Origin of the sequence: Deinococcus aquaedulcis (assembly GCF_019693445.1) — a bacterium.
Taxonomy (GTDB): Bacteria; Deinococcota; Deinococci; order Deinococcales; family Deinococcaceae; genus Deinococcus; species Deinococcus aquaedulcis.
On record NZ_JAHRBL010000004.1, the window covers coordinates 233,780 to 247,669 of the forward strand.

The 13,890-nt window shown below is 66.2% G+C and carries 11 protein-coding genes; 7 read left to right on the plus strand and 4 right to left on the minus strand.

The window, feature by feature from the left end; genetic code table 11:
- Positions 1 to 106: 106 nt before the first annotated feature.
- The 3 genes from KMW22_RS07840 (at position 107) to KMW22_RS07850 (ending at position 4,740) form a co-directional block, all read left to right on the plus strand.
- Positions 107 to 3,538 (plus strand): eCIS core domain-containing protein, encoded by a 3,432-nt coding sequence (locus KMW22_RS07840; protein WP_221089470.1) that lies wholly within the window; start codon positions 107 to 109, stop codon positions 3,536 to 3,538.
- Positions 3,539 to 3,662: 124 nt separating this feature from the next.
- On the plus strand, positions 3,663 to 4,424 hold the full coding sequence (locus tag KMW22_RS07845; RefSeq protein WP_221089471.1) for a hypothetical protein: 762 nt from the start codon (positions 3,663 to 3,665) through the stop codon (positions 4,422 to 4,424).
- A 25-nt stretch (positions 4,425 to 4,449) separates the two neighbouring features.
- Positions 4,450 to 4,740 carry a hypothetical protein gene (locus KMW22_RS07850; protein WP_221089472.1) on the plus strand — a complete coding sequence of 97 codons (291 nt, stop codon included), beginning with the start codon at positions 4,450 to 4,452 and terminating at the stop codon, positions 4,738 to 4,740.
- 67 nt (positions 4,741 to 4,807) lie between these two features.
- Here the strand turns inward: KMW22_RS07850 and KMW22_RS07855 are convergent, their stop codons facing one another.
- Positions 4,808 to 7,870, minus strand: coding sequence for an alpha-amylase family glycosyl hydrolase (locus tag KMW22_RS07855; protein ID WP_221089473.1), 3,063 nt, complete (start codon positions 7,868 to 7,870; stop codon positions 4,808 to 4,810).
- Positions 7,871 to 8,108: 238 nt separating this feature from the next.
- Between KMW22_RS07855 and KMW22_RS07860 the strand changes: the two genes are divergently transcribed.
- A complete protein-coding gene (locus KMW22_RS07860) occupies positions 8,109 to 8,393 on the plus strand; it encodes a DUF427 domain-containing protein (RefSeq protein WP_221089474.1) in 285 nt (94 codons plus the stop codon).
- 153 nt (positions 8,394 to 8,546) lie between these two features.
- On the opposite strand, the gene KMW22_RS07865 is transcribed toward KMW22_RS07860, so the two are convergent.
- Together KMW22_RS07865 and KMW22_RS07870 are read right to left on the minus strand one after the other, a co-directional pair.
- A complete protein-coding gene (locus tag KMW22_RS07865; protein WP_221089475.1) occupies positions 8,547 to 9,122 on the minus strand; it encodes a flagellar hook assembly protein FlgD in 576 nt (191 codons plus the stop codon).
- A gap of 85 nt (positions 9,123 to 9,207) precedes the next feature.
- Positions 9,208 to 10,671, minus strand: coding sequence for a serine hydrolase (locus tag KMW22_RS07870; protein ID WP_221089476.1), 1,464 nt, complete (start codon positions 10,669 to 10,671; stop codon positions 9,208 to 9,210).
- Between the two features lie 88 nt (positions 10,672 to 10,759).
- Between KMW22_RS07870 and gatC the strand changes: the two genes are divergently transcribed.
- Together gatC and serS are read left to right on the plus strand one after the other, a co-directional pair.
- Positions 10,760 to 11,053 (plus strand): Asp-tRNA(Asn)/Glu-tRNA(Gln) amidotransferase subunit GatC, encoded by a 294-nt coding sequence (gene gatC / locus KMW22_RS07875; RefSeq protein ID WP_221089477.1) that lies wholly within the window; start codon positions 10,760 to 10,762, stop codon positions 11,051 to 11,053.
- A 70-nt stretch (positions 11,054 to 11,123) separates the two neighbouring features.
- The gene (serS, locus tag KMW22_RS07880) at positions 11,124 to 12,407 is read left to right on the plus strand and encodes a serine--tRNA ligase (protein WP_221089478.1); all 1,284 of its coding nucleotides are present in this window, start codon (positions 11,124 to 11,126) and stop codon (positions 12,405 to 12,407) included.
- 106 nt (positions 12,408 to 12,513) lie between these two features.
- On the opposite strand, the gene ruvX is transcribed toward serS, so the two are convergent.
- A complete protein-coding gene (gene ruvX, locus KMW22_RS07885) occupies positions 12,514 to 12,957 on the minus strand; it encodes a Holliday junction resolvase RuvX (protein ID WP_221089479.1) in 444 nt (147 codons plus the stop codon).
- A gap of 46 nt (positions 12,958 to 13,003) precedes the next feature.
- Here ruvX and KMW22_RS07890 point away from each other — a divergent pair, with 46 nt between their 5' ends.
- A complete protein-coding gene (locus KMW22_RS07890; protein WP_221089480.1) occupies positions 13,004 to 13,792 on the plus strand; it encodes an enoyl-CoA hydratase-related protein in 789 nt (262 codons plus the stop codon).
- Positions 13,793 to 13,890: the final 98 nt, after the last annotated feature.

A 13,890-nucleotide genomic window follows, 5' to 3' on the forward strand; every position in this document is an offset into this window, starting at 1 on the left:
CTCCCGCGTTGGTCACAGTGTAAAGGCAAAGGGCCAGCGGACCGCCCAGACGCCCTTTGCTGACCTGCGCACTAATTGCCCGGCACTTTCTCTAAGATGCACAGGTATGGGTGAACGTCTGCACCGCCAGCACCCGGCTGGGCCCACTGCGGCACGCCGCCGGGTCTCTGAAGTCCTTGCTCCCGCGCCCGATCTGGCCACGCTGAAATTGCAGCGTCTGGCCCAGGAATTGCGGCGCCTGAATCCAACCTCGACTGTTGTGCAGAGACAAGCGGCGGGGCCGGTGCTGCGGGCGTCGGGGCTGGCCCAGCAGGAGGTAGCCCGGCTTGCCATTCAGCGCCAAGCGGTGAGCGAGCAATTGGCCGCCCTGCCCCAGGTGGAGGGTGTGGCGGTCCAGCAACAGGCCCAGCCTGTGCCCGCGAAACCCCAAAGCCCCGCCGACTGGGTGACGGTGATGCGCCATCAGGCCCAGCAGGTTGAAGGCCAAGCGTTAGACACACGGCAATACGCCCAGTTCACGGCCCTGCAGCGCCAAGTGGCCAATACGTTGGTCCAAGGCTTCCGTGCAGATCGAGGCCCCGCCCAAGCCCGCTATGACACCTACGGCGAGCATTTAGCGACCCTGCAGAGGCATGAAATCAGTGCGCCGGTCAGCCGGGTCGTTCTGGGCCTGGTGCCCGCTGGAGAACGGCTGGCCCTTCAGCGAGCTGTGGATACAGCCGCCCAACGCTATGAAGCCGAGGCGGCCGTAGCAGCGACCTTGACCCACCGCCAGACCTTGCAGCGGCAGTTGGCGGAACTGGACGCCGAAGCCACGCAACCCGTGTTGCAACGGATTCAAGCCAGACGGGGCGCAGGCAATCCCTTGCCCGAAGCGATTCAACGGCACCTCGAACAAGGCTTGAACCACGACCTGTCCCGCGTTCGTATTCATGATGATGCGGAAGCGGACACGCTGGCCAAGGGGGTCAATGCCCTGGCCTTTACCACCGGCAGTGACATCTTTTTCCAGAGTGGCAAGTTCAATCCGAACAGCCAGAGTGGGCTGGAACTGCTGGCGCACGAAGTCACCCACACCGTGCAGCAGTCTCAAGGGCGCGTCGGACCGGGCGTGGACCCCGATGCTGGGCTGGAAAGCGAGGCTCGGACGATGGGCGCCAAGCTGGCTCAAGGCCCTCGCTTCGGCACGCAGCACGCGCGGCACCGGCCCGGGGCACTGACCCAGGTGCGTTCCCCCCAGCCCCTGCAGCGGCTGGCCGAGGCCCCTACCATTCAGCGCTGGTTCAACCCCCTGGACAAACTCAAGGAATTGAAGAAGAAGGCCAAGGCAGCGGTCAAGCAGGTGGTGAGAACCGTCACCAACCCAGCAGCCCGCAAGGCGGCCCTGAACACCCTGAAACGTAAGCTCCCTGCCCCCATTCGCGCCACCATCAAGAAGGCGGCCAAGAAGGTGGGTGGCGTGCGTGCGGGCCTGGGCAAAGGTATGGCCGCTGCACGCGGCGCCGTCAAGCGCGCCGGGGAGACCCTGGGCAAACGCCTGCCGCGCGCTGCCCAGTTACTGAGCAGCGTGGGGCAGCTGTCCAAAAAGGCGCGGGCAGCGGTCTCCCAGGTGGCCACGCGGGTGGGCCGCACCGCCCGGCAGCTGGGCACGGCCAAGGGGCGCGCGCAGCTCGTCAAGCAGGCCAAAGCTGGTCTGCACCGCACGCTGCGGGCAGCGGCCAAATCGCTGCCTGCCCCCGCGCAGAAGGCCCTGAAGGGGCTGGCCAAGACTGGCCGGGCGGCCGTGCAGAACCTGCAGAACCTGGGCCTGAGTGCGGCAAAATTCGCCACCGACCCCGCGTACCGGGGCAAGGCGCTCAAGCGGCTGGCGCAGACCCCGATGGTCAAGCAGATAGCGCAGGTGGGCGGCAACATCCACCGCTTCACCACCGACAAGGCGTACCGGGGTGAACAGCTGGCCAGGATGGCGCAGGCCGGCAAGCGCATTACCATGCCCCTGCAGCAGCTGGCCGGCAGTATTGGCAAGCTGGGCAAAGACGCGGTGGTGGCCGTGGTGCAGAAGTCCAAACAGGCCATGACCTGGGCCAACGCGAAGTGGGAGCAAGTCAAGAAGAGTCAGGTCGGTCAAGCCGTGGCCGGCGCCTGGAAGTGGGTGCGCTCCCCAGAAGGCGCCGCGATCCTGGCCAAGTTCGGGGCGTCCATTGCCGTGGGCGTGGGCGTGGTGGCGGTGATCGGAACGGGTGGCGCCGCCTTGCCCCTCGTTCTAGCGGCTGCCGGCATGGCGAGCGGCGTGGCGGGCTCGCTGGCTGAAACAGCGGTTCTGAAAAGTGCCAGCCCAGAGAACTACAAGAACCGCAAGTGGAGCACGGGCATCACTGCCTCGACCCTGGCGGTAGACGGCCTGTTGGGGGCATTTCTGGGGCCGGCGGCGCGGGTGGTCGGCGGTGGCGTGGCCAGAGGGGTGGGCAGCGCGCTGAAGTATGTGGGCGGTGCAGGGCAGGTTGTAGGGAAGGTGGCTGGAGCGGGGTGGCAGGGTGTTAGAAGCACTGCTGCCCGCTTGGCAGGCAATCGTGCCGCGCGTGTGGGCAATCAGGCGTCCTCTATTCGGCAAGAGATCGCCCAGGTCTGGCAGGCCACCCGCCAGGGCGTGCAGCAGTACAACCAGAACATTGTGGCCAGTGTGCGTGCTGGCGTGCGCCACGACATGCTGGGCAACGCAGGCTGGCGCGGCATAGGGCAGCGTGATGTGGGAACATTGTTGGCTGGAACAGATGTGCTGCGGCAAAGCGTGAACCGTGTCGCCCGGGCCCAAGTCAAGGCAGAACTGAACAGACCAATGGGACTGATTCTGGCTCGCCACCGCCTGAATATGCCGGGTGCCAGTGCCAAGAAAATTCGGCAGGCGCTCTTCAACGAACTCAAGGCCAATCCGCAAGAGGACTTGATCGCAGCGGCGTGGAAAGCCAATCCGCAGCTGCGCCGGGCAGCCTACTCAGCGGCTCGGGGCAGTATGTGGCAACAGGTGCGCCAGGGTTTTGTTGGCAACGCGACCACTGTTGGCGGCAAGGCAGGCATGATGGCCCTCACAGGTCCACGGCTGATGGCCGCCAATATTCAGCAGAAGTCACAGGCCTTCCTACAGGCCTTCACGGACCACGGTCTGGCCGGAGGAATAGGACAGAATGTGGGGTCAGTGGCCGAGGAACTCACAAAGTTCGCCGGATTGAAATTCAGCTTGAATGTGAAAGCCAACTCTGGCAGTAAAGACGAGCAGACTCGTCGTCAGGCTATTCCCCTGGCTATGGGAAAAACGGCCGATGAGTTTGGAAAAGTCACCACTTATGGTGACGCTGCGCTCCAAAGTCTTGCTGGCATTCCGCCAGAGCTGCTCGGGAAACCGGGGATGCTGCCGACTGCGATGGGGTTCGACACAGTCCTGAAATATCTTGGAAGCTCACTGGGTAACGTTATAGGTGGTGATCTCCACGAGATCACCGAGCCCGATAAACCCGATAAGGAGCAAAAGGGTGTTAAATAGGCTATTTAGGGGTCTGCTTGCGCAACCTAAAGACTTACCAAGCCAGTTTTTAGGAGAATCTATTTTCATATTAAAAGAATACCTTTTAGAAAGGGGTATTCAAAGCAGCGTTAGTAACAATGTTATGAAGATTATCTACGATGGATTGGATATCTATTGTGAGCCCAACGGAAAAGGAATTCTGAATTTTAGAATACCGTGTCATGCAAGTGATACGTCAATAGACAATATGCCAGAATGGGATATTTATTTCTCTCCGCTAAGAATAAATGAAGCTATCTATATACAGAGGGGAATATCTTTATGGCATCAAGGTGTTCCTATGGAAATCTTAGATGCATTGTTCTCTCAAATAAATCTAGTCCTATTAAAAAAGCCCCCTTTGACATCCGTGGGCAGATTTCGTTCATACATTAATGGAAAGACCAAGCTGTACTCCTGGCAGGCGTTCAAACACTTTATGGCGGAAATAAAGGGCGACAGGATAACATCAGAGGATCAAAAGTATGTCTCCTTCGACACGGGTGGTTTACCACTCGGCATACAGAAGACTCTAGACGCTGAGTCCGTCATCATCTCCTACGACTTACGGGACTACGAAGGGCTCTATGACCAGCACCGCGAGCAGATTCTCGACCTCATCAATTCCGTCGCCCTGCGGCACCGGCAGATCTGCTTCCTGATTGACCGCGAGCGCCTCTTGATCTGCAACAAGTTTTACGTCTCGCCAGAAACCGACGCCTTGAACCTGTTTACCGCGCAGCTGCAGGCCATCCACGACGCCCTGCTGGACTACCTGACCACCGTGCAGGAAGCCCCGGAAACCGCGTGGCTGCGCGAGGCCAGAGCGGCCTACCTGCGCCAGCAGCCACGCCCCCAGGCATAACCCCTTCACCCTCTCAGGAGCCCCCATGACCCAAGTGAAATTTGGCCGCCACCTCAACGAAAAGCCGCCCTTCGCGATCAACGACCTGACCTTTTCGGGCCTGCCGCTGTCGCTGGCTGAAGAACGGCGGCTGGCGGCAGCTGGCGACGACGCCCCCGAAACCGAGCTGATGAACGCTGTGCTGGGCGCCCTGGCCGAGGTGCTGAACGCCCGTGCCCAGGGCCGGCATGTGGACGCTGGGTGGCTGACGGAGAACCTGGCCCCGGCCGATGTGGAAGGCATTCTGGACTACCTGCGCACCGGCACGGCGTCCTGAACGGCAAAGGGAGAGCGGCGAGGGATGCCACTTGGGCCCTCGCCGCTCTCCCTTCTAAGCAGATGGTTTAAGGCACGGTGACGGGCGCTGTAAAGGTCGCGCGGCGCTGCTCGCCGTCGGTGCCAATCGTGTTGGCGCCAGCGGGCGTGCTGCCCGCATCGGGGATGATGTCGCCAGCGCCGTAGCCGTCGCCGCCGAAGATGCCGCCCATGACCTTCACACCGCCGGCGGGCGCGCCGCTCAGGCCCAGGGCCGTCCAGGGAATGGCGAGTTCCACGGTCTGTTCGGGCAGGGTGCCGCTGCTGGCCTGGAAGTAGTCGGCGGCGTTCACCTCCGGGGTGCTGGTGGCGCTGGCCACGCGCCGCAGCTGGGCCGTCTGGTTCTCATAGCGGGCCACGAAAGCGTCCACGCCATTCACGCCGCCGCTGAAGGTGGCCGCCCGGCGCCACGCCTCAAAGCTGTCGGCCTGGGCCGCGCCGCCCGCGCCGGTGTCCAGGTACAGGATGGCGCTGTTGCCCGCCACGCGGTAGGTGTAGGCGAGATACAGATACTGGGCGTCGCTGTCGGCGCGCAGGCTCAGCCAGTTGTTGTCCGCGCCGAAGACGCCAGGGTTCGGGCTCTGGACCGTGACCTTGGGGGCGGTCCAGTCGCTCAGGTTGCCGTCAATGGTGTACTTCGTGCGGGTGTCGCGGCTGAGGTTCAGGTCGGCGCCGGTTTGCGGGGCAGTGGCGCTGCGCGTGGCATCCAGATAGCCGCCCGCGCTGGCCTTCAGGGTGTGGGTGCCTGCCGGGGCAAACAGGGTGTAGGTGCCGTCGCTGAATGTCAGGGCGTAGTTCAGGCTGGGGTCAGCGGTGGTGGCCTCCACCAGGGCGCCGCCCAGGGGCTGCCCAGCGCCTGTGACCTTGCCTTCAATGGTGGCGGCGGGCACCGGCTTATCAATAAAGTCGTAGGTGCCGCTGTACGCATTGCCGTTCGTGCCGGCCACATACACGCGGTCGCCCTGACCAGGGCCCTCGTAGCCGCTGTTCTTGGCGCCGGGGCCGTCGTTGCCGAACTTGAACTTGATCTCGCGGAACAGGGGCAGCTCCACCTCGGTTTTCCAGAGGCCCCGGCCCGTCTGGGTCATGGACAGTTCGAGCTGCTGGCCGGTGTCGAAGCGGCGCAGTTCAATGGGGCCGTTGCCCTGGCTGCGGGCGTCCACCGTGAAGGTCACCTTGACCGTGTTCTTGCTGCTGGGGGTGGCGCTGACCGCGCTGCCCCGGCTTTCGGCGCCGCTGGCATCCACCGTGACTACGCGGAAGGTGGTGCTCGCGTCATTGGTCAGACCGCGCACCAGGAAGCTGCCCTGATCGCGGGCAATGGGCGCAAAGTTCACCAGCCGCTCGGCGCCCGCGCCCTGTTTCACGTAGATGCGGTAGCCGCTCACCTTGGGGTCGGTGCTCGGCGTCCACGACAGCTGCGCGGCGCTGTCGCCGGCCTTCACGCTCAGGGCCGCCACTTCGGGCAGACCCGGATTCACGGTGCCGCTGGCCCCCGCGCCAGCCGGGGCGGTCACGGCCAGCACGCTGCGCGCGGGCACGCTGCCCACCAGCTTGCCGCCGCTGACGCTCAGTGTGTGGGCCTTGCCCGTCACTTCGGTCAGGGCGGTGCCGGCAAAGGTGCCCAGCAGCGGAATGCCGCCGCCGCTGAGGGTGCTCAGGTCGACGGGCGTGTCGCCCCCGTTCACCACGAACACCACGGGCTGCCCGGCCTGCCCCGTCACGCCGCTCATCACCCGGCGGTAGGCCAGCACAGGCGCGCCGCCGTTCGGGCGCCACAGTTCCTGCTGGGCGCCGCGCGTCAGGGCGCGGTAGGTGGCGCGGGCGCTTGCCAGGGCGCCCAGGCGCTCATCCAGCGTGCTGCCAGCCAGCTTGATGAAGTCCATGTCTTCGCGGTTGCCCTGACCCAGCGGGTAATCGTAGGGGTCGCCCTTGCCGCTTTGGGCGTATTCCGTGCCCTGCCACACGCTGGGCGTGCCGCGCGAGAAGTACATGGTCGACAGGGCCAGGTCCAGCCGCTCGGCCGCCTGCGCCGCGCTGCCGCCGCGCTCGGTGACTTCCGAGACAAAGCGGCGCACATCGTGGTTGTCCACGAAGGTGGTCAGGCGGGTGGGGTCGCGGTAGGCGCCGTCCTGGGCGAACACGTCGGCCACCCGGTCCAGGTTGCCGCCCGCGCCTGTCAGGTGATCTTTCATGGCGAAATACAGCGCGAAGTCAAAGACGCTGGGCGAGCCCAGGTCGTCCATGAAACGGGCCAGATATGAGGGGTTGCCGTCAAAGACCTCGCCCACCGACCACACCTTCGCCGGGTCCCCCGCGCCGCCCGCCGCAAAGAACTGCTTCCAGTAGGCGTCTGGCACGTGCTTCATGGTGTCTATGCGCAGGCCGTCAATGCCGGTGGTGTCCCGCCAGTAGCGCACGAAGTCGTTCAGGTAGGCGGTGACGGCGGGCAGGCTCTGCTTGAAGTCCGGCAGGCCCGCCAGATCGCAGTCGGTGGTCTTGTTGCTCGACGCCGCGCAGTCCGCTGGCGTGTTGAACCACTCGGGGTTGGTTTTAGTCAGGGTGGCGTCGTAGCCGGCGTGGTTCACCACAATGTCCTGAATGATCTTCAGGCCGTTTTTGTGGGCGGTGTCAATCAGGGCCTTGTACTCGTCCAGCGTGCCGAAGTGGGGGTCTACCTTCTTGAAGTCCTCGGCCCAATAGCCGTGGTAGCCGGCAAAGGGTTTGCCCTGGTTGGGCCCGCTGCCGGTGTTGATGGCGGGCACCTGCAGCACCACCGGGCTGACCCAGATGGCGGTAAAGCCCATGCGCTTGAAATAGCCTTCCTCAATCTTGGCCTTCAGGCCCGCGAAGTCACCGCCGTGCCACGCCAGCGGATTGGTGCGGTCCGCGCGGTCCCCGGCGTTTCGGTTCGGGCCGTTGTCGTTGGCCGGATTGCCGTTGGCAAAGCGGTCGGTCATGGCGAAATAAATGACCTCGTCCTGCCACGCGCGCGGGCCGGCGTCCGGCGTGCGTGGTGGCACGCAGGCCGCCAGGGATAGGGTCAGGGCCGTCAGGGCGCCAGCGCGCCCGAGCATCTGGAAGCGTTTCATGTGTCTCAACATTGAATGAGGAAGCGCTTCCGAAAGTCAATGGGCTGATGTTAGACGACCCTTGAATCTGGACAGCTGCGGTGACCTGGGAGGCGGCCTGGGCTGCGTGGCTGATGACAAAAGGAGGGTGGCTTTATGACAGGTGGCCGTTCAGTCACCCGGTGTGCTCGCCCAGCGGGTTCCCGGATTGCACCCGGTCTGACGGTCACGGCGCGCGCGCTTTTCTACGCTGGGCCGCATGAAAGCCATGTGGAACGGCGCGGTGATCGCCCAGTCGAATGACACGGTGGTGGTGGAAGGCAACCATTACTTTCCGGCCGACAGCGTGCGGGCCGAGTACCTGAGGCCCAGCGCGACCCGGACCACCTGCCCCTGGAAAGGCGAGGCCAGCTACCACAGCCTCTCGGTGGACGGCCAGGAAAACCCCGACGCCGCGTGGTTTTACCCCGCCCCCAAGGATGCCGCCCGCCAGATTCAGGGCCGCGTGGCGTTCTGGAAGGGCGTGCAGGTGACCGAAGACTGAACAGAGCGTTTACGGGGTGGTCTATCCCAAGGTCCTGGGGCCGCGTGGGCTGTGCTGGAGGCCCTGGGTGGAACAGGCCGCCACTGTGAACAACAACAGAGCGGGTGCAGGGGAGAGGGAAACTCTCCTTCTCCACCTGCCCGCGCCTTTGCCTTACCGCTCCAGGGTGACGGTAAAGGGCTCGGCGGCGATGCGCACGCCCGCGCCGCTGAACACCGCGCGGATGGTGTACTCGCCAGCGGGCAGGGCGCGGCCCTGGCTGTCGCGGCCGTCCCAGCGGATCGTCTGCACGTCCATCGTTTCGCCCGGGCCCACCTCGGTCACCACAATCTGCATGGTGCACACCGTGTCGCGGGGGTTGCCGCGCACCACCTGTCCGGCGGCGTTCAGCACCTCAAAACGCACGTCGCAGGCGCCGTGTTCCAGGCGAATGGGCTGCTCGCCCTGGTTGCTCAGGTCAAAGGTCCAGGTGGTGGCTTCGCCCACCTTCAGGCTACCGGGGCCGTTCAGGGTGGCCTGGTGGGGAATGTCCAGGGCCTCGCCTGCGGTGGGCAGGGTAGTGGCCCCTGCCCCTGGCGTTGCGGTACCCGGCGCGGCTGGCGTGGTGGGGGCCGGGGCCGCCGGGGCCGACTGGCCCGGGGGCAGCGCCGGAATGTTGAAGATGCTCACCTGGGCGTGCGCCAGGGACATGCCCAGCAGGGCGGCTGTCAGCAGCAGACGTGGGGTCATGGTTCCACTCTGAGCCTGTGGGCCTGACGCTGCGTGAGCCCTGCTGAAGAAAGCGTGAGGGTTTTGCCCCTGCGCCCAGTCCCCCCTAGCGCAGCAGGTCCAGCAGGGCGCTGTAGAGGCCAATAAACTGGTCGTCGTCCAGCGCCTCGGTATGGTTCCAGGTGGCGGCCACGCAGTACGTACGCCCGGCCGCCGTGGTCACCTGCGTGGTCAGATTCAGTACACCGGGCTCGCTGCCGCCCTTGTAGCTGACGGTCTTGAAGGTGCCGGGCTGGGCCACGCCGGGGTTCAGCTGCGTGGCGGGCAGGGCGGCCACTTCGGCCATCAGGGCACACAGGCGCGGGGCACTCACGAACCATTCCACGTCCAGGGCCTGGGGGCCGTCCGGCCAGGTTTCGGGGGCGGGCAGGGGCAGCGCGTCGGTCCGGGCCAGCACCGCCCGGCGGGCCTGCTCATTCAGGCCAGCGGCGCGGTAGTCGCGCAGCAGTTCGGCGTTGGCGGGGTTTTTCAGGATGAACGCTTCACGGGTGCTGACCATCACGCGCACGCCCAGGCGCCGCTCCACGCCGTCGCGGCCCACCGCCCGCAGCAGCAGGTCGGTGGCGGTGTTGTCACTCACCGAGATCATCTGCGCGGCCAATTCCTGCAGGGTCAGGCGGCGGCCCGCAGGGACTTTCTCCAGCGCGGCGCTGGAGAACACCCGGTCGGCGTCTTGCAGGGTCACCTCGTCGGTCCACTTCAGGCGCCCGGCCTGCACCTGCGCCTGCAACTCGCCCAGCACGGCCAGCTTGAACGCCGAGGCCACCGCCAGCGGCCGGCCCGCGTTCAGGCTGAGGCGGGCCGGGCCGCCCACCTCCTGCACCAGCACACTCACCTGCCCGGGAAGGGCCGCAAAGGCGGCGCGGGCCTCGTCCAGGGTGGTGACCTTCACCTCGGGGCGCGGCGGGGCGATTAGCAGCCCCTCAATGCGGCCCTGGTCGTCCAGCGCCAGGGCGCGCACCTGCACCGTGCCGTTCGAGAAGGTCAGCGTGGCGCCCTCGCCGGCCAGGGCGACGGTCTGCAAGGTGCCGAACTGGGCGCGGAGGCTGTCCAGCAGGGCGCTCAGCTGGGCAGGGGGCACGGCCTGCAGAAATTCGGGCGTGAACAGGGCGGGGTCCAACGGCGTGACGAACAGGGCGCGCAGCACCGCTTCCCGCTGGGCGGTTACGCTGTCTGGGGTGGGCGAGCTGAAGCGCAGCGCCACAATCCGGCCCTGGGCATCCAGCGACAGGGCCGACACGATCAGCTCGCCGCGCTCGAACACGGCGCGCAGGGTGCCGCCCTGGTCGTGCAGGCGCTGGAAGCTGCCCAGCTCGCGGCGGATGTTCTCCAGCCCCGCCTTCAGCGTGGCCAGTGGCACCTGCGCCAGAAAGCTGGGGGCGAAGTCGCTTTCCTGTGCCTGCCCGCTCAGCACGCGGGTCACGGCCTGGGCCGGGGTGGGGGCCTGGGCGGCCACGGCGCCAGAGAGCGAGAGAGTCAGGGCGGCGGGGACGATGGAAAGAAAGCGCATGTCAGGAGCTACGCGGGGGTGCGCGGCCGGGTTCCAGACCCTGTGGCCCGCCCCCAGCCGCCCCGGACCCTGCTTTATACTTCGCGGCATGATTGACGCGGCCCAGATTTCTCATCTTGCGCAGCTGGCGCGGCTGCACCTGACCCCGGAGGAACGCGCAGCGATGGCGGACGACCTGGGGCGCGTGCTGGGGTACTTCGAGCAGCTGAACGAACTGGACACAGAGGGCGTGGCGGAGATGCAGCGCCCCGTGGCCCTGGTGAACGTGCTGCGGGACGACGTGCCCGGCGAGGTCTTCCCCCCCGAGGTCGTCATGGCCCTGGCCCCCGAGCACCTGCCCGACGGCCACATTCGCGTGCCGCGCACCGTGGAGCAGGACTGATGCGGGGCCTTCAGCTCAGGGGCGGCCCCTCGCTGGACTTGCCGCTCACAGAGTGCCGGGGGGCGCAGTAATGCTGGACCTGAAATTTATCCGTGAACACGCTGGCACCGTCAAGCACGCCGTGCAGGTCAAGGGCCTGAGCCTGGATATTGACGAGGTGCTGCGCCTGGACCGCGAACTGGTGGAACTCAAGCAGCGCGTGGAGGCCATGCAGGCCGAGCGTAATGCCAACGCCAAGCTGGTGCCCAAGGCCAGCCCCGAAGAGCGCCCGGCCCTGATTCAGAAGGGCAAGGATCTGGCTGAGGAAATCAAGGCCCTGGAACCCGCCTTGCGCGCCCACGAGGACAGCCTGAAACAGTTGCTGCTGCGCGTGCCCAACATTCCGCACCCCAGCGTGCCGGTAGGCAAGGACGACAGCGAGAACGTGGAACTGCGCCGCGAAGGCACCCTGCCCGCCTTTGCCTACCCGCCGCTGGACCATGTGGAACTGCTGGAACGGCAGGGCTGGAGCGACCCCGAACGCGTGGCCCGGGTGTCGGGCAGCCGCAGTTATCTGCTGAAAGGCGAGGCCGTGATGCTGGAAATGGCCGTGCTGACCTTCGCCCTGGATTTCCTGGCGGGGCGCGGCTTTACGCCCCTGTCCACCACCGCGCTGGCCCGCCCCGACGCCTTTGTGGGCAGCGGGCACTTCCCGGGCGGCGAGGATCAGGTGTACAAGGTTGAGGGTGACGAGCTGATGCTGGCGGGCACCGCCGAGGTGCCGGTGAACAGCCTGTACGCGGGCGAGCAACTGGCGGCCGAGGCGCTGCCGATCACCTACGCGGCGATCAGCGCGGCCTTCCGCAGCGAGGCGGGGTCGGCAGGGCGCGACGTGCGCGGGCTGATTCGCGTGCACGAGTTCCGCAAGGTGGAGCAGTACGTGCTCTGCCGCGCCGACGAGGCCGAGGGCCTGCGCTGGTTCCAGACCATCCTGGGGAACGCCGAAGCCCTGCTGCAGGCCCTGGAACTGCCCTACCGCGTGGTGCAGAACTGCACGGGCGACATGGGGGCCGGCAAGGTGCTCATGTACGACCTGGAAACCTGGGTGCCCAGCGAAGGGCTGTACCGCGAAACGCATTCGTGCTCGTACTTGGGCGACTGGCAGGCGCGGCGCACCGGCCTGCGCTACCGCGACGAACACGGCAAGCTGCTGTACGCCCACACCCTGAACAACACCGGCATTGCGGTGCCGCGCATTCTGGTGCCCCTGCTGGAAAACCACCAGCAGGCCGACGGCACGGTCCGCGTGCCCGAAGCCCTGCGCCCGTATCTGGGGGGCAAGGCGGTGCTGGGGCGGGCGGTGAGAGAGGGGTGATGGTTGATAGAGAAAGGCAGATGGCTTGCGGGCTGTCTGCTTTTTTGTGTGGCTGGCCGGGGGCGCTGGCTTGCTCATGGCCCATAGCTCATGGCCCAGAGCCTCTTTAGCCTTGCTCTGGCCCGCTCGCCGCTGTGTCCCCACTCAGAGCGCCTTGCTCCCGTTCCTGACCCAACAGGTACAGTTCCAGAATCTGCACCGCTGCGGCCTCGTCCTCATCGGCGGCGCCCAGGTCGCGGGCGCGGCGGGTGGTAAAGCGTTCGTCCTGGTAGGCCACGCGGTAGCCGCGTTCCTGCAGCACACGGCCAAAGGCGCGCACGCGGTCAGCGGCGGGGCTGGGGGCGCCGTCGGTGCGCAGGGGCAGGCCCAGCAGCAGCAGCGTGGCGCCGGTGTCCTCGACTTTCAGGCGCACGGCCTTCAGGTCCAGCGGCAGGCGCTTGCGGTCCACGCTGCCGCGCCCAAAGGCCAGTCGCCCGGCGCTCACCGCGAAGCCAATGCGCGACTTGCTGACATCCAGGGCCAGAACCACGGGCGGCGCGGGATCACTCACGGCCCGGAGTGTAGCAGGGTGCCCTTCGGGCGTTACCCTGGGGCCCATGACCAGTGAGCCCGTCATCCGCACCCAGCTCAAGGCGCACGTCCTGACCCTGACCTTGAACCGCCCCGACAAGCTGAACGCCGCCAACGACGAGTTGCTGCTGACCCTGACCCGCGAACTGCAGCAGGCCGACGAGAACGAGGCCGTGCGCGTGGTGGTGATCACCGGGGCCGGGCGCGGCTTCTGTGCCGGGCAGGACCTGGGCGACGTGGCCGGGCGCGACATGACCTTCACCGAGCACCTGCACCACACCTACAACCCCCTGATCCGCACCATCCGGGGTTTGGGCAAGCCGGTGCTGACCGCTGTGAACGGCGTGGCGGCGGGCGCAGGGGCCAGCCTCGCCCTGGCCGGTGACATCCGCCTGTGGGCGCAGGGGGCCAGCTTCATTGAAGTGTTTTCCAACATTGCCCTGATTCCCGATTCCGGCAGCACCTGGACCTTGCCGCGCATCGTGGGTTACCACCGTGCCTTTGAGCTGATGGCCCTGGCCGAGCGGGTGCGCGCCGACGACGCCCTGAAGCTGGGCCTGTGCGAGCATGTCTTCCCCGACGAGACCTTCGCCGACGACGTGCAGGCCTATGCCGAGCGCCTGGCCGCCCGCCCCGCCCACGCCCTGAAGCTGACCAAACAGGCCCTGATGGCTGCCCAGACGAGCACCCTGGATGAGGCCCTGGACCAGGAAGCGATTCTGCAGCAGGTGGCGGGCGATCACTGGGAGCACAAGGAAGGCGTGGAGGCATTCCGGGCCAAGCGGCCGGCGCAGTTTATTCGGGAAGAGGGGTAAGGGCAGGGGAGGAGGTTAGGGGCTGCTGCACGCCTGGGCTGAAGAGAGAAGGGGGACGTTCGGCCCGGCCAAAACGACAGAGCCGCCCTGAACCACAG